Genomic DNA, 20,603 nt, shown 5'->3' on the forward strand with positions numbered 1-20,603 from the left:
AATACCTGTAAAAGTTATCATACTGCGTACACTAAAATACTAAAGTAGTAATAAACTACCTAACCCTAAGAAAGTGACAAAGCCAACGATATCGGTCACTGTTGTCAAGATTACTGAACCTGACAGTGCTGGGTCGATTTTCATTTTATCTAAAATCGAAGGGATCACCACGCCAGACAAAGAGGCTGCAATTAAATTAAGCAAAATAGCCACTGTAATAGTGATACTGAGCATCACATCACTAAACCAGAAATAGGTAAGCACACCAATTACCATAGCCCACACACAGCCATTTACAGCCCCTACCCTAAGCTCTTTTTTAAGTAACGCCTTACGGTTTGAGTCGGTTACCTGACCAAGCGCTAAACCGCGCACGATTACGGTAAGTGTTTGACTACCGGCAATACCGCCCATTGATGCAACTACCGGCATTAATACTGCCAATGCAACTACTTGCTCAATGGTTGCGCCAAATAATCCAATAAACCAGGATGCTAAAAATGCGGTTGCTAAATTAATGCCTAACCAAATACCACGGTTTTTCGCACTTTTTCGTACGCTGGCAAATAGATCTTCATCTTCACGTAAACCACCCGCTTTTGCCGCCGCTTCATCGGTGACCTCTTGGCGTAATTCATAAGCTGAGGTAACTTTTAATCGCCCCAGTAACTTGTTATCGACATTGACAACGGGCATTGCCATTTTTTCACTGTGGATCACCACTTCCGCGGCTTCGTATAAATCATCGTCAGCATGCAGTGAGGTGATATCGTGATCAGCAAAACTTAATAAGGTATCTGAATCCTTAGCTTTAAATAACGTGTTAACCGATACCTCACCAATTAGCGTACCTTTGCGGCTTACTAAATAAATAACCTCGGTATATTGCGGTAAGCCTTTTTGCAGGATTTTTCGTGCGCCACCGACCGTTAGTTTGTCTGAAACCTTAAGTGAATCAAAATCAAGCCAATGACCCAATTGCTCAGGGTTATATTGCTGCGCTAATTCATATTGCTTGGTTTGTACTTCATCAAGTTGACGGCGAGCGTATTCAACAAAGCGCTCAGGGATCACTTCTTCAAGTTCAAGTAACTCAGCAACGCTTACTTCATCAAGTAATTTAAAACCGTCATCTTCATCGAGTGTTTGTAATAGCCAACGACAGCTATCGGCGCCTAAATTAATGAATATTTCGTGCTGGGTGTCTTCATCTAATAATTGCCAAATATCAATACGCTGATCTTTTGGTAAGGCTTCAAATAATAACGATAAATGTTCTGTCGAGAGTATTTCTTTGGCGTCAGCTAACAGCTTATTTTTACGCTCTGTAGTATCACATTGTAAAAGCTCATCAATAAGCTGTGGGAGTTGATCAATCGGGTATTCAATCATGTTGAAGCCTTTGAATTTAACTACTTTGTGTTTAGTTTACCTCAGCTTGAAAAAATAGTTTGAGAAATTTTGCATCGTATTTCGTATTCCCCACAGCCTAATTAGCTGTGGGGAAAGTTGTTTATTTAAACCAGCCTTGCAAGCGTTCCATCAACAAGTAATTCACTGGCACCAACAACAAGGTGATAAAGGTTGCAAAAATAATCCCAAAGCCAAGGCTCACCGCCATCGGGATCAAAAATTGCGCTTGTGTCGCCTTCTCAAACAGCAGCGGCATTAAGCCTATAAAGGTGGTTAAGCTGGTTAGCATTACAGGGCGAAAACGTGATGCGCCCGCCATTTTTACCGCCTCCAGTAAATCACCACCTTCACTGCGTTTTTTATTTATAAAATCAACCAATACCAGTGAATCATTCACCACTACGCCAATCAGCGCTAGCATGCCGAGTAAGCTCATAATGGTCAGTTCCATGCCCATGATCCAATGTCCAATAACTGCGCCTATCATGCCAAATGGGATCACACTCATAACGATTAATGGCTGCAAGTAAGATTTAAATGGAATTGCTAATAAGCCATAAATAATGAAAAACACAAAGACCAATGCCCACGCGAGTGAACCAAATGATTCCCGCTGCTCTTTAGCTTCACCCTCAAGTGAGTGGCTTACTCCTGGGTATTGCTGTACAAGTTCATCTAAATACTCTTTTAAATCAGCTTGTAGCACCGTCATATTGGTGTTTTGTTTTTCAATATCAGCAGTCACATTTAAAGTACGGTAGCGATCAATGCGATTAATCGACGAAGGGCTTTGTCCCGGCACCAGCTTAGCTACATGCGATAAAGGCACTGTGCCGCCATCGGGTAGATTAATTAAAATATCTTTTAGATCCGCCACTGAGCGGCGTTCTTCAATTGGTAAACGCACCATTACTCGCACATCATCGCGACCACGTTGAATGCGCTGTGCTTGTGCACCAAAAAATGAATTACGCACTTGTTGCGATACATCAACACGATTCAACCCCAGTGCTAGGCCTTGCTCTGTTAGCTCTATTTGTAGCTCTTCTTTGCCATCGGACATACTATCAGCAATATCAAATACCGTTGGGTATGTCGCTAACCGCGCTTTGACATGATCAGCCACTTCTTGCAATGTGGTGAGTGAGGTTGCACTCAGTTGTACGTCAATCGGATCTGAACTGCGGCCAATTTCGGCTCTAAAGGTTAAGCTCTCTGCACCCGGTATTATACCAATTAAATCGCGCCATTCACTGGCAAGCTCGCGCGAGCCAATATCAGAGTCGCGGCTTTCAGCGGGTGTTATTTCAAAACGAACACTGCCGGAATTAGACGCACCACCGCGCCCGCCTGTGGTGGCGAGTATATTTAAAATAACACTTTCACCTGTATCTTCATCGCGGTACTTATCTTGTAATTGGCGTGCTTTATCCGACATATCAATGACATATTTATTAGTCACTTCAAACGGTGTGCCCGTTGGCAAGGTTAAGTTAACTCGAACCGTTTCACTTGGAATACGTGGGAAGAAAATAAACTTAGTCCAACCACTGGTGATCATGGTTAAAATGATCAAGAAAATACCAACAAACAAGCTCACCGTTGCTAGTTTATGCCGTAAAGCGAGGTTTAAAATGGGCTGATAGTATTTTAAGATTGCATGCTCAAAACCATCAGCAAAACGTTGTTGGAACTTATCAAATTTTGAGGGCTCGCCTTTTTGATGACGTAATTTGATGTACTTTAAATGCGCTGGTAACACGAACTTAGACTCAATTAACGAGAATAATAGCACGGGGATCACCACCACTGGAATTTGCGCAAATAACGCGCCACGGCCACCTTCAATAAACGCCAAAGGTAAAAAGGCCGCGACTGTGGTTAAAACCCCAAACGTTACCGGCGTTGCCACTTCTTGGGTACCACGAATAGCCGCTTGTTCACCTGATTCAGCCGTTTTTAAATGAGTATAAACATTTTCACCAGTAACAATGGCATCATCAACAACAATTCCCAGTACTAAAATAAAACCAAATAAGCTCATAATGTTCAGTGTTACACCAAACAATGGCATCGCTAAAAAAGCCCCCATAAACGATACTGGAATACCAATGAACACCCAGAATGCGATGGCCGGTCGTAAAAATAACGTCAGTAAAGCCAACACTAAAATGCCGCCTTGTAAGGCATTAGTGGTAAGCGTGGCAATACGACTTTTAACCAGTTCTGAATCATCATCCCAGTAACTCAGCTCAAACCCCATCGGCAGATTTGTTTGCTGGTTTTCAATGAATTCTTTAACCTCATCCGCCACGGTAATAGCACTTTGCGGGCCGATTCGGTACACATCAATAAACGCGGCTTGTTTACCATTAAAGCGGGTGCGCACTGGGGTTTCTTCAAAGTCATCGCTAATTTTAGCAATATCTCCAAGGCGAATTATGGTGCCATCGCTTTGGTGTTTTACTACAACTTGGGCAAATTCGTCTTTACGGTAAGCTTGGCCTTTAGAGCGAATGAGTACGTCGCCGCCTTCGGTTTTTAAATTCCCCGCAGAAATGTCTGAGCTCGAATTGCTAATGGCCCGTGAAATATCACTTAAACTTAAACTATATTGGCGTAATGTATCTTGACTGACTTCAATGGCTAACTCGTAATCGCGCACGCCACTTAGTTCAACCTGCGTCACGCTCGGTAAACGTAGTAATTGATCTCGTACTTGCTCGGCGTATTCGCGGGTTTCTTTTTCGCCGTAATCGCTGGCAACGGTGACTGCAATGACTTCGCGCTTGCGCTCTGCAAGAGCTACAACGGGCTTTTCGGCATCAACAGGAAAGGTATTGATCGCATCAACCCGGCTTTTTATATCGGCTAATAACTCCCGCGGATCATAACCGCTTTCAACTTCGATGCTAACCGAGGCAGAGCCTTCTGAGGAGCGACTTGAGATCTGCTTGATCCCTTCTAAATCTTGCACTGACTCTTCAATTCGAATCGTCACCCCTTGCTCTACATCTTCTGGCGTTGAGCCACGTAATGATACGCTAACGCTAATGCGATCGGTTTCAAATGAAGGAAATACTTCAAGCGGTATTTGCGTAGTTAAACTAAATAGACCCGCAAATACAATGCTGATCAGCAATAAATTAGCTGCAACATGATTTTTGGTAAACCAAGCTATCATGGTTTATCTCCTTGCGATCTTGCTGCGCGGCGTTTTTCAACTAACTGCTCAACAGTAATACCCTGTTTCTTAGCCATCTCTTCTAGCTGCTCACGACTTGGGCGCTGTTTTTTCACAGGTTCTGTCGAGGTTGCGGGTTCACCCATTACTTTAACTCGCGTACCCGAGCTCACCTGACCAAGCGGTGTGAGTACCAACTGTTCACCAGCCGTTAAACCACTGGCAATAATTCCTTGCGTGGCGTTTTGCCATGCTAAGCTAATCTCTTTACGCTTAAGTACGCCTTGCTCAACAACATACACATAGCTGCCTTGATAAATGGTGCTGTTAGGAATAACCAATACATCGTTTACCTGTTTACCGCTGATCTGCGCTTTAATATATTGCCCTATCTTAATTGGGTATTGGTTTTGCGCTGTTGCTTTGTATGGATCATTAATTTGTGCCACCACGTACAGTTGTTGGGCGCTTTCATCAATAGCTCCTTCGGTACGCGAAATTTGCCCAAGCCAACTTTGCTTGCCGACTAAGTCTGAAGTGAAATGCACCGCTGATCCAAGTGCATTTTTTTGCCCATCACGATATTGCTCTGGTAAGTTTATAAATGGCAAATCTTTATTTTTGATTGGCAGACGAATTTCCACACTATCAATGGCATAAATCGTTGCAAGCTGAGTATTATTAGACACCACTTGGCCTAGATCAACACTGCGACTGAGTACACGACCGGCATAAGGAGCTGTAATTTTAGTACGCTCTAAATCAAGTTCAGCTTTTTCAAGTTGCGCTTGAGCTGACAACACTTGTGCTTGCGCTGCGGCTAATTGTGGTTCGCGCAACACTAAGTTACTCGCTTGTGCACCATTACCTAAACGCTGCCAGTCAACCAAAGCTTGACGTCCACGCGCTTGCTCTTCTTGTAAGCCCTGTTGCGCAGTTAATAAGTTTGCTTGTGCGGCTTTTACTTCAGCGCGGTGATCCCTATCATCAAGTTGCAGTAACACATCCCCTTTTTCAAAAAAGCCCCCTTCGCGAAACTGCTCACTAACCGCAATGATTTGCCCCGATGCTTGAGCAACTAAGCCACTTTGCGTACGTGGTTTTACGGTGCCAAAACTATCAATCATCACTTGGTATGATTGCGGTGTTAGTAACTGCACTGCCACACTAATTTGTGCTTTAGGTGGCGCTGCAAAACGATTAGCTTGCGGCGGGTTACCTTGAATGAACATAACGATTGCTGCGGTTGCTGCAATCACTACGGCTGGGATCAATATTTTTCTGGTTTTTAAGTTCATAGTTATTGCTCTGTTGATGCGTTGGTTGGCTGTGAAAAATCGCCACCAAGGGCAATATGAAGATTTATACGGTTAATAATAAGTTGGTTTTTAATTTCGATGACTGAGCTTTGTGCATCAAAAGAGCGGTCTTGTGCATCTAATACGGTGGTGTAAGTGACTAAACCACTTTGATATTGCTCAAATGATAATTGCTCTGCTGCAATAGCATTTTCTTGCGCTTTAAGCGTAGCCTGGTAGCGCTGTTGTAATGACTGCTCTTGCGAAATAGCTTGTTCAACATCATTAAATGCATCATACAAACTCGCTAAATAATTTTGCTCTTGGCTTAGCACTGCTAACCGCGCAGCTTCCTCGTTTGCTTTTAGTCTACCTGCATCAAACAGCGGCATAGAAATGCTACCAACCAACGACCATGCCAGGCTCGACGGAGAAAACAAGTCGCTTACTCGGTCTGTGCTATCACCTAACGTTGCTGATAAATCTAAGCTGGGAAAACGTTGTTTATGGGCATAGGCCAAATTAGCATCGGTACTTAACAGTTGATACCAACTGGCCATTAAACTTGGTTTACGGGTGATCAATTCTGACGGTAAACCTAATGGAATAGGTTTATCTAATAATGGTAGCTCGGCCTCGACAGTTAAGGCGCCTTTTGGATAATCTCCAGTTAGCCGTTCAAGTGTTCGAATAGCTTGATTTAATGTCGCTTTTTGCCCGGCAATTCGCGAGCGTTCAGTATTTAGTTCATTACGCGTTAAATACACATCTAACGCATCATTTAAACCTTGGCGATAACCCGATTCAATAATTGCCAAATTTTGCTCAGCGTTTTTTTCACGCTGTTGATACAGTGCCAATAGCTTTTGCGCACTGATGACATTAAACCAGCCGCTGACTACATCGCCTACTAAGCGCTGCTTACTTTGCTCAAAATTGGCTTGCTCTGCTAAAAATTCAAGGTTAGCTTGACGCTGCGCATCAGATAGCTTGCCCCATAGATCAATTTCGTAGCTGAGGGTTAAATTTGCCGAACTGGCATTATTGTAGCTAACAGGGCGATTATCTTTGCTGCGATTCGTCCGCGAAGATAAATCCAAGCTCGGCCACAACGCGGCGCCTGTGGCAATTAGCTGCTGCTGTTTAATAGCAACATCATAACCGGACTGCAAAATTTGCTGGTTATTTGCTAATGCCTGTTCAACTAGAAAAAAAACTTGTGGGTTTTCTAGCTGCTGCAGCCAATTATCTTCAACCTTTAATGCAGACGTAGTCGCTTGTTGCCAAAGCTCTGGGGTATTTGCGATATCTTGCGCACGTTCAGTAGGATTGAGCTGATTGCTGCATGCACTGAGCAGCAACACACTCACCGCCACTAAACTCGGCTTAAGTTGCCAAATCATATAAAAACCTGAATTACTGCTATTTATGAGTGTAATTCAAGCACCAGTGCAGCAATAGCTCAACTGACTTTACATAACATTACACATGCTTAAAGGAAACAGCGGTGAAGCGCAGGTTTTGTGGGATTAAAGGTGAAAGGTGAATTAGAAAACTCAACCGAGTACTTGGCAAACTTTACTTGTGCTAATTTTCTCTAAAAAAAAAGCCCCGCATTTTCATGCAGGGCTTTAATATAAATGGTGCACTGAGGCGGCAAAAAATTGTCTGGAACAATTTTTAACGTCCGAAGGATGGCCCGTAGGGCAAAATACAGGGAAGCATTTTGTAATCGAACGTAGTTCGAGGCCGCTTATGTTTTAACTTAAATAAAAACAAAAAAGCCCCGCATTTTCATGCAGTGCTTTAGTATAAATGGTGCCTCGACGCGGAATCGAACCACGGACACGAGGATTTTCAATCCTCTGCTCTACCGACTGAGCTATCGAGGCACATCAACTGTGCTGATTTATTGTTAACCTAACAATAAATCTAAATAAATGGTGCCGACTAACCGAGTCGAACGGTTGACCTACTGATTACAAGTCAGTTGCTCTACCAGCTGAGCTAAGTCGGCACACTAAACTGTGTGCTAAGGCACGTTTCAATTTTAAAGATTGATAACTTTTAATAAATGGTGCCTCGACGCGGAATCGAACCACGGACACGAGGATTTTCAATCCTCTGCTCTACCGACTGAGCTATCGAGGCACTTAAACAGTGCTAATTAAATGTTTTTAAAACATTTAATTTAAATAAATGGTGCCGACTAACCGAGTCGAACGGTTGACCTACTGATTACAAGTCAGTTGCTCTACCAGCTGAGCTAAGTCGGCACACTAAACTGTGTGCTAAGGCACGCATAATAATGTTTTAATCATTTGATTTAAACACCATTATTTAAATAATGGTGCCCAGAGGCGGAATCGAACCACCGACACGAGGATTTTCAATCCTCTGCTCTACCGACTGAGCTATCTGGGCAATTTCAGTATTAATAAAAAATCACAAAGGATTTTAAATATAATTCCCACTTAGCTCTACTGACTGAGCTATCTGGGCAATTTCAGTATTAATAAAAATCACAAAGGATTTTAAATATAATTCCCACTTAGCTCTACTGACTGAGCTATCTGGGCAATTTCAGTATTAATAAAAATCACAAAGGATTTTCAATTCAATTCCCACTTAGCTCTACTGACTGAGCTATCTGGGCAATTTCAGTATTAATAAAAAATCACAAAGGATTTTTAATATAACTTCAGCTTAGCTCTACTGACTGAGCTATCTGCGTGTGCGGCGTATTAAACTGGTTTTGCCCTTTCAAGTCAACTTTTTTTTTATTCTTCATAACTGTTTGCACAGTTTTTCAACAAAGCGACTAATAAATGTAAAGTACGCTGTTTTTTACAGCAATAACTCTTTAATTTATGTATTGGATAGGTATTTTAACTGCTTTGTGTACAACAGTCCTAAAAACGTAGTGAATTATTTCTGGTAAATGATAGGATTGATTTCCAGTACACAAGCGACTGTTTAGATTGCGGTTGATAATAGATAAGTTGGATAATAAATGCTGAGTAAATTTTCTTCTCCTGTAAAAGGACTATTACCTCTTTTTATACTAATAAACTTAGCCGTAACAGCACTCGCTGTGGTTGCTTATTCTTTTTACCCTAGCCACACTGAAGACTCAAAAGCACCACCAAGCTCACTAAGTTTAATGACATTAGCTGAGCAATTAGACACTCCTTTAGTAAATGCATTAACTCGAACAGGACAAGATAATGCCACACAACTACTAAATTTAAGTGCTGCGCTTAATAATCAATTTGATTACTACTTATATAGATATACACCTACTGCACAAACACAATTGGTTTTTGCTAGTAATAAACCGGCAATTGCACCGCTAAAACTTGATCAATATTCAGTTGAGCAAGGTATTATTCACTATCAATTAAATTTAAATGATCAACCCGTTGGTGAATTGATCATTAAACAAAAAATAGCTGTAACCCCTCTACTGCCAAATTATTCCATCGGACTTGCATTGGCTATTGCAGGAATTGCTGGAGTAAGTTTATTTTTACTGGCGCTGTTTTTTAACGTTTATCTTAATACGCGGATCCGCAAAAGTAGTGACACTCTTGCGCATAAATTAGAGAGCATCACTAAATCTGGTAGTTACAATACACATATCGACGAACAATTAGATATTGGCCTTGGCGTTGTAGCTAAAAATATCAATCAATTATTACAGCAAGTACAAGATGCCATCAATAGTAATGACATAGCCCAAAAAGATTTGCATAAGCTGCAAAGCAGTCTGGAAACTGAAGTGCAAAACCGCACTTTAGCGCTTGAAAAAGCGAGCCATAGAGCTGAACAAGCAAGCGAAGCCAAAACCACGTTTTTAGCAACTATGAGCCATGAGATACGCACTCCAATGAATGGCGTTATTGGCACCATTGATTTACTAAGGCAAACAGATCTTAATGGCGCTCAGCATCGTCTAAGCACAATTATTCGTGAATCAGCCTTTTCACTACTGGGTATTCTGGATGATATTTTAGATTTCTCAAAGATTGAAGCGGGCAAACTAAATATCGATCCAACTCCTTTTTCGGTCTCGGATACTATTGAAGAAGTTGCCAGAGTATTGTCATCGGTTGCAAAAAAACGCCAGCTTGATTTAGAGCTTGCCATAGCCCCTGATGTACCAATTAATTTAATTGGTGATACTGTTCGCGTTCGCCAAGTACTTTATAACTTATGTAGTAATGCGATTAAATTTACAAGCACCGATGAAAATCGCCTAGGTCAGGTACGCATTGCTGTAGAAGTGGCACAAAATACTGCTGACCATTTTACTCTGCGTTTTAGCGTCAGCGACAATGGTAAAGGTATGAGCCAAGCTCAGCTGCGTGAAATATTCAATCCATTTATTCAAGCCGAAGGATCAATTACCCGTGAGTACGGTGGCACTGGCCTAGGTTTATCTATTTGTAAAAGTTTAACCGAGTTAATGTTAGGGTCGATTAGTGTTACCAGCGATATAGGTATTGGTAGTGACTTTGTGGTGGAATTGCCATTCAGTACTGAAAACACCATAAAGTATGCCCATAAAGGCGCCTTGAAAGATCATTCGGTGATACTCGTCACTGAGCATCAAAGCAGACAACAAACGCTTTCTCGTTATTTATCATTTATGGGAGCAAAAACAATTACAGTGCAAGCGGTGCAAGAAATTGAACAGTATCAAGACAACCCCGGTGTTATTTGGGTGCTTGATGGTATCGATTCAATGGATAGCATTAATTACTTACTACGCCGTTTACTGTACACCCTTGAAGATAATAACCAACAGGTGATCGTACTTAGTAAATTGGATGAAGCCGCAATAAATCACAAAAACATCTTTTACCTTAATGCGTCGCCATTATGTAAGTCAAACTTTATGATGTCGCTATTGGTTGCTGCGGGGCTGCATACACCAAGACAAGTTAAACCAGTTAAAACCCTTAATAATTATTTAAATATTGAACAAGCACGCGAAGAAAACAAACTCGTGCTACTTGTTGAAGACAATATTTTGAATCAACAAGTGCTTACCGATCAACTACATTTACTTGGGTTTGGCGTTGAGGTTGCTGAAAACGGCGAACAAGGTTTAAAAATGTGGCAAAGCGGTCGTTACCCATTAATTTTAACTGACTTACATATGCCTAAAATGTCAGGTTATGACATGGTTGAAAAAATTCGCGACGAAGCCGCGCAACTTGAAGACATCAACGCTCAGCCTTATGTTATTGCAGTAACGGCAAATGCCTTAAAGGGTGAAAAAGAACGCTGTTTAAATGCCGGTATTAACGATTTCATTACTAAACCTGTGGAATTAAATACACTAGAGGCAACACTTAATAGTTGGAGTGAAAGCAAACAAGAGTCGATTACAGCTTCTCCTAATAAGCCGTCAGCACCAATTAACTTTGAAATGCTCGCTAAATACATAAACAATGATGACGCAAAGCAGTTACGGTTCTTTAAAATGTACTTAGAGCAAAGCCATACGTTAGCTAAAGACATTAATACGGGGGTAATGACCGGTGATAAAGAAATAATAATTGCAGCTTGCCATCAACTTAGATCTATATCGAAAACAATTGGCGCAGAAAAAGTAGCTGAACTGGCAGCTGACTTTGAAGATAACTGTAAAGAACAAGACTTAACCAGTGATCAACTAATTGAACTGCGTGACAATTTAGAGATTGAGTACTCCCGTGTTGCGCAGTTTTTAAAAGAGCAAGTTAGTAATGCTCAAGAGCAAGATGATCTGATTTAATTCAAGCGTTAAAAAAGGGCTTATTGCCCTTTTTATTCGCATGTGAAAATCATTTTTCTGGCGGACGGTAGCCTTCGATTTCTACATCTTTATCTTCAAACAAAAAGCCAACCATTTGCTCTTCTAAAAAAGTACGATGCTCTGGATCCATCATATTTAAATGCTTTTCATTGATCAGCATTGTTTGCTTGTGCTGCCACTGTGCAAATGCTTCTTTAGAAATATTATTAAAAATCCTTTCACCCAACTCACCAGGGTAAAGTTGGAAACCAAGCCCTTCGGCTTCTTTTTGTAACTTTTGACAAAATACAGTGCGTGCCATGATTGCTCTCTTGTGCTCTTAGAAACGATATCAGTTAGTGTAAACTATTGTAGCAATTTGTTTAACTAGCTTTTTAGTTGGAGCGGCTAAACCAACCTCTATGGACTGGTCCAATGGGTACCAAACTAGTTGTCGCTCATTCACCACATCAGACACTTTATGCAAAGTGAGTACATGCGGATTAATAGTTAATTCAAAGTGCGAAAATATATGCGTAAAAGGCTCAATTGGCACAGTTGTAACGGCAAGCCCTTGCTGTGCTAAAAAAGTATCTAACTGAGATTTTTGCTCAAACTCAAAAAAACTAAATAAGCCGCCCCATATTCCTGAGTTAGGCCTTTTTTCCATCAATACTTGATCATTACATTGAATAATTAATTGATGACACACTTTCTTTGGCACTGCTTTTTTAGGTTTTGAATGAGGGAACTGTTTTACCTGCTCAGTCTTATACGCTGCACAACGCGAGCGCAACGGGCAAGGTTGGCAATCAAACTTGCTACGTGAGCAGAGGCTTGCTCCTAAATCCATCATTGCTTGGTTAAACTCAGTCACTTGTTTTGCTGGAGTTAACTGCTCTGATAGTTGCCATAATTGGTTTTCAACTTTTTTAACTCCGTACCAACCTTCAATCATAAAAAATCTGGCAAGCACACGTTTTACATTACCATCTAATATAGGATGATGTTGGCCAAGAGAAAGCGATAAAACAGCTCCTGCAGTCGAGCGCCCAATTCCAGGCAAAGCAACAACCTCGTCTAACGTTGTTGGAAACTCGCCTTTGTATTGATCTCGGATTATCTTTGCGGTTTTATGTAAATTGCGAGCTCGAGCGTAATAGCCCAATCCTGTCCAGTGATGCAGCACGTGATCTTCATCTGCATTTGCTAAAGCGATAATATCTGGAAAACTTTGCATAAACTTTTCAAAGTAAGGAATAACTGTGATTACCTGAGTTTGTTGCAACATCACCTCAGATATCCACACCTTGTAAGGTGTTTTATTTAATTGCCAAGGTAAAGTTTTACGCCCATGTAATTCATACCAATCGACTACTTGCTGAGAAAACCAGCTTGCTTCACTGTTGTTTAACTTCAAAATAACTACTTTTAAAACCCGACCCTTAATGGCGCTCAGTCTATTGCAGTGAGTTAAAATATCAAGTTATAAACATACACAAAAGATAAGGCCTTGTGATCAACGCCGTGGTCAGGGATAATACGCCACCATTTTAAGACATGTTGTTTTCATCAGGCCAAAATATATGAGTGATTCAAGTAACGATAACCTTGAGCAAGCGATGCAAGAAGGTAAATATATTCGTACCATTCGCAGTTTTGTTAAGCGCGAAGGTCGTTTAACCAAAGGACAAGCTGCGGCAATTGAAAAATGCTGGCCAACCATGGGGCTTGAACATCAACAAGGCATGCTTGATCTAGCCCAAGTATTTGGCAATGACAACGACGTTGTTTTAGAAATTGGTTTTGGTATGGGTAAATCATTGGTCGAAATGGCCAAGAGCGCACCACACCTTAACTTTATTGGTATTGAAGTACACCGCCCTGGTGTTGGCGCATGTTTAATGGATGCTGATGAAGCAGGCATTACAAACTTACGTATTTTTGAGCATGACGCTGTTGAAGTATTTGCTGATTGTATTGCTGAGGGCAGCATTACAACGGTGCAACTATTCTTCCCTGATCCATGGCATAAAAAACGTCACCATAAGCGTCGTATTGTACAACCTGCATTTGTAGAGAGCTTGCGTAGCAAATTAAAAATTGGCGGTGTCTTCCATATGGCAACTGATTGGGAAAACTACGCAGAACATATGCTTGAAGTAATGCAAGCAGCGGAGCATTTTAAAAACCAATCAGAGACTAACGATTATGTGCCACGTCCTGATTTACGTCCCTTGACGAAATTTGAGCAACGCGGCCATCGTTTAGGTCATGGCGTTTGGGATTTAATGTTCGAGCGTATTAGCTAAATTAATCAAAACAACTTTAAAGGCAAAGCCATATATGAGCGCATTAACTAATCCAAGTTCACTTTTACTACGCAATAGTGCAAACCTAACGGCGGACTCTATTTTAGTAGTTAATTTTGTGCAAGATGGCTTTTTGTCACAACTGCGCCAGTTAAATCCAAACAGCAAGATCAGCGCTTTTAGCTACAACCATGCTAATGGCGAATTTGCTAAAAATATCAACACTATTGATGTTTGTGTTAGCCATGAGATAGCCGGTCAACACTTTGACCTCGTTATTTATTACTACCCAAAAGCAAAACCTGAAGCATTGATGACGTTGGACAATATTCGCGCGGTTATCAACCCAGACGCTGAGTTACTGGTGGTTGGTGAAAATAAAAGTGGTGTGAAATCGATCGAAAAGCAATTTAGTAGCCACTGTGAATACAGCAATAAAATCGACAGTGCCCGCCATTGTGCTTTGTATTTATTCACCGAGATAAAAACCTTAGCTGAGTTTGTTATTACTCGTTACCACAAACAATTTAATGTTGATGTGGCTGGCGTTAGTTTTAATGCCATTAGCGTACCTGGCGTATTTAATCACGGTGAACTTGATGGCGGTACTAAAATACTGTTAGAGAATGCACCTGAAATTAAATCTGGCAATGTGCTGGATTTTGGCTGTGGCGCGGGTCTTATTGCGACCTTCTTAGGTTTGAAAAATCCAGCTTTGAGTTTTACCTGTACGGATGTTAGTGCTCTTGCAGCTTATGCAACCACGCAAACATTGGCACTTAACGGTGTAAACGGTAGCGCTTTACTAAGTGATGGATTAGCAAATGTAACTGGAAAATTTGAGCTTATTATTTCAAATCCACCATTTCATACCGGTATTGCCACTGATTATACTGTTGCTGAACAGTTTTTAAGTGGTGCTAAACAGCACTTAACTAAGCAAGGCAAGTTAACTATTGTTGCAAACTGCTTCTTAAAATACCCGCCAATTCTAGAAACTCAGTTCGGTACTTATCAAGTAGTACACAAAACCAATAAATTTTCAGTGTATAGCAGTTAATTACAACTATTGCCTCACAAACGCTGCCAAATAATATAAATGGCAGCTTTTCAACAAAGTTATTATATTTTTTAGTCACTTTGATAGGTCTTTGCTAGACTTACAGCAACTCAATAAAAATTATATAACTGGGCCTTCATTACAATAATGCCTTTATCAACATCGCCAACAAGTATTCGCAAAGCCCTGATCAGTGCAGTCATGCTTGTTACTGCTTTGTGTTTATCGTTATCTATTTCTATTTCGACCTACCTTGATGTCAAAGAGCAAAAACAGTTAATCATCAATAAGCTCAATATCCTTGCAGAAATTATCGCCTTTAATGCCCAAGTAACCGTACTATTTGATGATAGAAAAACCGAAGAACAACGTCTTAAATCTTTCGAAAAAATTCCACTCGTTAAAAATATACATATTTACGCAATTGACGAAATTTCAAATAAAGCGGTATTTTTTACCAGCTTTAATGCACGAAAAACGCCACCAGTGCCGCTTCGGGTTGATAGTATTGAACAACTCCAACAGCCTAGGATCACTGAAGACTACGTAGAACTAATCAAGCCAATCACGTACGAAGGTGATATTAAGGGTTATGTGTATATTCGTGGCGGCCTAGAGCGCCTCAACGAGTATATCAACCAAAAAATTCTTATTGATATTCTTTTAACGTTATTCGTTTTAATACTGGTTTATTTTGTAGCAAAACGAATTCAAAAACGTATTGCCGACCCTATAGACCACTTAAGCAGATTACTGCAAGATGTCTCGAAAAATCATAATTACAACGCCCGAGCCCCAAAAACTAATATTACCGAAATCAACATGCTTTCGAACAGTTTAAACATCATGCTGACTCGCACGCAAAATCAAATAGAGCGCCATAAAAACGATAAGCAAGAAATTAAACAATTAAACCAAAGCTTAGAAGAAAAAGTAAACCAACGTACAATCGCGCTCAGAGAAGCAAATCAAGAGTTGCTAACAACCCTTGAACGGATGCATCAATACCAAAATCAGATTGTTGAAAGTGAAAAGATGGCCTCTTTAGGGCAAATGGTTGCAGGTGTTGCACATGAAGTAAATACACCTATTGGTTTAGGGATCACTGGCTCTACCCTGCTACGCGATAAACTGGCAGAAATAAGCCTAGGGTTTGAGCAAAAAACCTTAACCTCAAGTCAATTGAAACGTTTTATCGACAATGGTATAGAAAACTTAGATCTTATCTATCGGAATTTAAATCGCGCTGCGGAACTGGTATCCAGCTTTAAAAAAGTAGCGGTGAACCAAGATGGAGAGATTAATTCGCTGGTCAATATGCATGAGCTTATCACCAACGTGATGCTTTCAATGCGTACTGAATTAGAGAGCAAAGCTCCTAAAATCGTTATTCATTGTTCTGAACAATTGATGATCGAAAGTAAAGCAGGCCCGCTTCAGCAGATATTGCAGCAATTGTTAAGTAACTCGGTGATCCACGGCTTTAAAGATAATCAAAATAACGAAATCGAAATTACAGTGGAACGCAACGAAAGTAGCCTGAGCATTAACTATTATGATAATGGTATCGGGGTTGATAAAAGCGTTAAAAAACGCATTTTTGATCCCTTTGTTACCACTAAACGCGGCGAAGGTGGCAGTGGTTTAGGTATGCATCTAGTTTACAACTTAGTCACACAAGCCTTAGGTGGCAATGTTTATTTTGATGATCAAAATATAGAAGGCACACGCTTTATAATTACCTTGCCCTTAACTGAGGCAAGCAAATTATGAAACTAACGGGTTTATTACTGGCTCTGATGCTGTTGTTTCCAGCATTTTTACAGGCTAAATCACCTGAACAAGTCAAATCGGCATTTCTATTTCAGATTGCAAAATTCGTCGAGTTCCCCAAAGTTAACAATAAACAGGCTGTGACTTTTTGTTTTTATGACGTTGAACATGGAATTGGTGAGTTATTAAAGGATAATTCGAATCTTAAAATTAACGATATACCGATTGAAACAGTGTTAATTGATAAAAAACAGCAAATTTCTGAACTTTCTCGCTTTTGTGATATCACATACATTGATGAAACAATGGAAGATGATATAATTCCACTTTGGATCGATACCATTTCATTAAATACCTTAACAGTTGGTGAGAGTATCAATTTTTTAGAAAAAGGGGGCGTTGTCTCTTTGGTCCAAGAAGGGAATAAAATCCGACTGTATATCAATAAACAGCAGTTGTTGCGCAGCAGTTTTAAAGTGCAATCTCGGTTATTAGCTGTTTCTAAATTTCATCCGAATTGATTTTACTTGTTAACAATTGGATATACTCCTATAATCACTAGTATTCGGTTTTATAATACAATACCGAATTAATTGTAAATAAAATATTCCGAAAAAGGTTAATTAATAATGCAAACGCCAGTCATTCTGATTGTAGAGGATGAAGACGTAACTCGACTAAACCTCGTTAGTTTATTTGAAGCTGAAGGTTACAAAGTTATTGAAGCCATTGATGGCGATGACATGCATGACAAGCTTACAAATAATGATGATGTGAACCTTGTAGTTATGGACATCAACCTGCCAGGCAAAAACGGGCTAATATTAGCGCGTGAATTACGTCAAAAGCGTAACGTTGGACTTATTTTCCTAACCGGTCGTGATAATGATGTAGACCGTATTTTAGGCCTAGAAATTGGCGCGGACGACTATATTACTAAGCCGTTCAATCCTCGTGAATTAACTATTCGTGCTCGTAACTTGCTTTCACGTACTGCCCTTGGCGGTGAAGAATCAAGCCTTGAAACAAATGGTGTGATCACTTTCAATGGCTGGGAACTTGACGAAAATAGCCGCTGTTTAACATCACCAAATGGTGATGCCAAACGTTTACCTAAAGGTGAATACAGAGCACTACGTTTAATGCTTGACTCTCCAGGCCGTATTTTTAGCCGTGAGCAGCTAATCAAGCATATGACTGGTCGTGAGTTACGTGCAAATGACCGTACTGTTGATGTAACGATCCGTCGTATCAGAAAGCATTTTGAAAGTGATAACAGCACATCTGAGCTTATCAGCACCATCCATGGTGAAGGTTATCGTTTCATTGGTAAAATCGATAGTTAATATCCGTTCTACCAAGTAATGACAGCATTAACGTTCTAATTGCTGTAAGAATAAATGAAGGGCATGTTGCCCTTCATTTATTTTATCTGCCAATATTGTTAGCCAAGTATTTAATACTTCATCACTTTCTTCAATCGCACCATGTTCCATGATCTTAGCGTGTAACTGTACATCATTTAAACCAACTGAACCTGCAGCACCTTTAAGCTTATGTGCGACGGACTTATACTCTTCACGGTCACCAGCTGCTAATGACGTTGCTAACTCTTGCTGATACTGTGGATTTAGCTTTTCAAATAAACTGCTGCTGCGCTTAAATGTTACTATGCCCATCGAATTAACAAAATCTTCAATGGTTTCAACATCAAGTAACTCTACATTGATATTTTCACTGGCTTCTTTGCTAACCGTCAGGCGTGTTTCATCAGACTGTTGTAGATGTTTAATATCAAATAGTTCAGCCAGCATTTTATCAAGCTTCGTGGTATTGATAGGTTTAGCTAATGCGCCTTGAATTGAGATCCCTTGTAACTCTTCTTCGGCGCTACGCACATTAGCCGTAAGCGCGACAATAGGTAACTTATCAAAATGGCTATCGGCACGGATCTGTCTTGCTACTTCATCGCCATTAATATCTGGCAGTTGCATATCTAGCAGTACTAAATCCAGATCATCCTCAGTTTCAACAAACGACAATGCATCTTCACCGGTTTCAGCCCAGATAACTTCATGACCACGTTGCTCAAGTAAGTTAGTGGCGATTTCAGCATTAAGCGGCACATCTTCAACTAGCAAGATATTCAAACTACGGCCAACATAACTTTGTTCAGCCGGAGCGATACAAAGCGCCAGCGGTATTTCAACCACAAAACAGCTGCCCTCTCCTTCGGTACTGCTTACATGTAATTGTCCTTTCATTGCTGTAACCAAAGCCTTGGTGACCGCTAAACCAATACCTGATCCTATCGCATTAGTACCATTTAAATCCGGCGCTTTATAATACATATCAAAAATACGATGTAATTGCTCTTGTGGAATACCTTGCCCGGTATCTGTTACTTTCATGACTAACCACGCGCCATCCGCACGATTTTCCCGAGCACACGCTAATTGAACTTTACCTTTTTGGGTAAATTTAACCGCATTATTTATTAAGTTCCATACCACTTGGCGTAATCGGGTCGGATCTAGCTGCGCATAAATATCCAGCATACCTTTGCGCTTAATTTCAAACTCTAAGTCTTTTTGCTCAGCGATCAATCCTGCAAAGTTAACCACATCATTAATAAAATCAGAGACGTTTATTGAGTCGGTAACAATATCGAGTTGTTCGCGATCTATCTTATCTAAATCTATAATATCATTAAAAATATTTCCTAATGTTTCAGCACTAGAAAATACGGTGTTACACCAACTACGTTGCTGCTTATCCAAGTCGGTGTCTAGTAACATACGGGTTAAACCCACAATACCATTGAGTGGAGTTCGTAATTCATGACTTAGGGTGGCAATAAATTTCCCTTTGTCTTTATAAGCGGTTTCAAGTGCTTGAGCTGCTTCTTTGCGGCTGGTGATGTCGCGGCCAAACGCTAATAAACCAATGTAGTCACCGTCATCATTAATAAATGGGAGCTTGCGCATTTCAAACCAACGGTTTTCATTGCCTACAGGGTATTCAACATCAAGCGTTAATGCGGCGTGAGTTTTTTCGACTTTGTTATCAGTTAGTAATACTTCCGGTAAGAATTGCGTTGGGTAAATTTCCTCTGCAGTTTTACCTATTAACTCGTCACTTGATTTACCCATCACCTCTTCAAACATTTTATTACAACCGGCAAAAACACCATTGTTATCACGGTAATAAAATAAATCAGGCGATGAATCAACAATAGAGCGCAGTAACATGCCTTGTTGAGCAAGCTCTTGCTGGGTTTTTTTACGTTCAACTATTTCTCGCCTGAGTTCTTCGATTGCACGGTGTTTGGCATGAAATGCCATTTTACGTTCATCTATCTCTACATTTAAGCGATTGATATTATCTTTTAAAGTTTGATTTAATAATTTTTCTTGCTTGGTGGCACTATCTAAATACGCATAGGAAGCATCTAACTGGCGAATTGAATTGATCAACACACTGATAATAATGGGCGACACTACTGCAGTAAAAAACATTACGGCAAGCACATCAACGAGCATCACCTCGCCCACTGCAACATAATAAAACATACACGACAATATTAATGCCAAGACTAATAGTAATGCATAACAGATAGTTGCGGTTTTGAATTCACCGAATCGAGTAATTAAACTGGAAAGTGTTCGAGCCCATGGACTCAAAGAGGAATCGATCATATATAAATCTGTCTCTTAACTATACATATAAGTATATAAAAAATCAGCTGACTACACAGCTACAAAAAAACCACTAGTGC

At 40.4% G+C, this 20,603-nt stretch carries 13 protein-coding genes and 5 tRNA genes; 6 read left to right on the plus strand and 12 right to left on the minus strand.

Annotated features, from left to right (window positions below; translation table 11 throughout):
* Positions 1-39 precede the first annotated feature (39 nt).
* The 9 genes from H5158_RS02560 to H5158_RS02600 all read right to left on the minus strand — a co-directional run bounded on the left by H5158_RS02560 (position 40) and on the right by H5158_RS02600 (position 8,319).
* Positions 40-1,392, minus strand: coding sequence for a magnesium transporter (locus H5158_RS02560; RefSeq protein WP_149980876.1), 1,353 nt, complete (start codon positions 1,390-1,392; stop codon positions 40-42).
* 121 nt (positions 1,393-1,513) lie between these two features.
* Positions 1,514-4,597 carry an efflux RND transporter permease subunit gene (locus H5158_RS02565; protein WP_182739403.1) on the minus strand — a complete coding sequence of 1,028 codons (3,084 nt, stop codon included), beginning with the start codon at positions 4,595-4,597 and terminating at the stop codon, positions 1,514-1,516.
* Complete coding sequence (locus tag H5158_RS02570; RefSeq protein WP_182717020.1) at positions 4,594-5,895, minus strand: efflux RND transporter periplasmic adaptor subunit; 1,302 nt, start codon at positions 5,893-5,895, stop codon at positions 4,594-4,596. The genes H5158_RS02565 and H5158_RS02570 overlap by 4 nt, the downstream gene beginning before the upstream one ends.
* 2 nt (positions 5,896-5,897) lie before the next feature.
* Positions 5,898-7,298 (minus strand): TolC family protein, encoded by a 1,401-nt coding sequence (locus H5158_RS02575; RefSeq protein ID WP_182717019.1) that lies wholly within the window; start codon positions 7,296-7,298, stop codon positions 5,898-5,900.
* Positions 7,299-7,711: 413 nt separating this feature from the next.
* Positions 7,712-7,787 (minus strand) — tRNA-Phe (locus tag H5158_RS02580).
* 49 nt (positions 7,788-7,836) lie between these two features.
* Positions 7,837-7,912: transfer RNA gene (locus tag H5158_RS02585), tRNA-Thr, on the minus strand.
* Between the two features lie 58 nt (positions 7,913-7,970).
* Positions 7,971-8,046 (minus strand) — tRNA-Phe (locus tag H5158_RS02590).
* Between the two features lie 49 nt (positions 8,047-8,095).
* Positions 8,096-8,171, minus strand: a tRNA-Thr gene (locus H5158_RS02595).
* A 72-nt stretch (positions 8,172-8,243) separates the two neighbouring features.
* Positions 8,244-8,319, minus strand: a tRNA-Phe gene (locus H5158_RS02600).
* A gap of 589 nt (positions 8,320-8,908) precedes the next feature.
* Here H5158_RS02600 and H5158_RS02605 point away from each other — a divergent pair.
* A complete protein-coding gene (locus H5158_RS02605; protein WP_182739404.1) occupies positions 8,909-11,680 on the plus strand; it encodes a hybrid sensor histidine kinase/response regulator in 2,772 nt (923 codons plus the stop codon).
* 49 nt (positions 11,681-11,729) lie between these two features.
* Here the strand turns inward: H5158_RS02605 and H5158_RS02610 are convergent, their stop codons facing one another.
* A complete protein-coding gene (locus tag H5158_RS02610; RefSeq protein ID WP_145237543.1) occupies positions 11,730-12,002 on the minus strand; it encodes an oxidative damage protection protein in 273 nt (90 codons plus the stop codon).
* 30 nt (positions 12,003-12,032) lie between these two features.
* Entirely contained in the window at positions 12,033-13,100 is a 1,068-nt protein-coding gene (gene mutY / locus H5158_RS02615; protein WP_220491211.1) for an A/G-specific adenine glycosylase, read from the minus strand.
* 166 nt (positions 13,101-13,266) lie between these two features.
* On the opposite strand from mutY, the gene trmB reads away from it, so the two are divergent.
* The 5 genes from trmB to arcA all read left to right on the plus strand — a co-directional run bounded on the left by trmB (position 13,267) and on the right by arcA (position 18,171).
* Positions 13,267-13,992 (plus strand): tRNA (guanosine(46)-N7)-methyltransferase TrmB, encoded by a 726-nt coding sequence (gene trmB, locus H5158_RS02620; RefSeq protein WP_145237549.1) that lies wholly within the window; start codon positions 13,267-13,269, stop codon positions 13,990-13,992.
* Positions 13,993-14,026: 34 nt separating this feature from the next.
* A complete protein-coding gene (rsmC, locus tag H5158_RS02625) occupies positions 14,027-15,052 on the plus strand; it encodes a 16S rRNA (guanine(1207)-N(2))-methyltransferase RsmC (protein WP_149980882.1) in 1,026 nt (341 codons plus the stop codon).
* A gap of 147 nt (positions 15,053-15,199) precedes the next feature.
* Positions 15,200-16,825 (plus strand): sensor histidine kinase, encoded by a 1,626-nt coding sequence (locus H5158_RS02630; RefSeq protein ID WP_182739405.1) that lies wholly within the window; start codon positions 15,200-15,202, stop codon positions 16,823-16,825.
* The gene (locus H5158_RS02635; protein ID WP_149980884.1) at positions 16,822-17,346 is read left to right on the plus strand and encodes a YfiR family protein; all 525 of its coding nucleotides are present in this window, start codon (positions 16,822-16,824) and stop codon (positions 17,344-17,346) included. The genes H5158_RS02630 and H5158_RS02635 overlap by 4 nt, the downstream gene beginning before the upstream one ends.
* A 108-nt stretch (positions 17,347-17,454) precedes the next feature.
* Complete coding sequence (gene arcA / locus H5158_RS02640; protein ID WP_016709833.1) at positions 17,455-18,171, plus strand: two-component system response regulator ArcA; 717 nt, start codon at positions 17,455-17,457, stop codon at positions 18,169-18,171.
* A 27-nt stretch (positions 18,172-18,198) separates the two neighbouring features.
* On the opposite strand, the gene arcB is transcribed toward arcA, so the two are convergent.
* Complete coding sequence (gene arcB, locus H5158_RS02645) at positions 18,199-20,523, minus strand: aerobic respiration two-component sensor histidine kinase ArcB (RefSeq protein ID WP_182739406.1); 2,325 nt, start codon at positions 20,521-20,523, stop codon at positions 18,199-18,201.
* Positions 20,524-20,603 lie beyond the last annotated feature (80 nt).

The organism is Pseudoalteromonas sp. SR45-6 (assembly GCF_014163545.1).
In the GTDB taxonomy this organism is placed as follows: Bacteria; Pseudomonadota; Gammaproteobacteria; order Enterobacterales; family Alteromonadaceae; genus Pseudoalteromonas; species Pseudoalteromonas rhizosphaerae.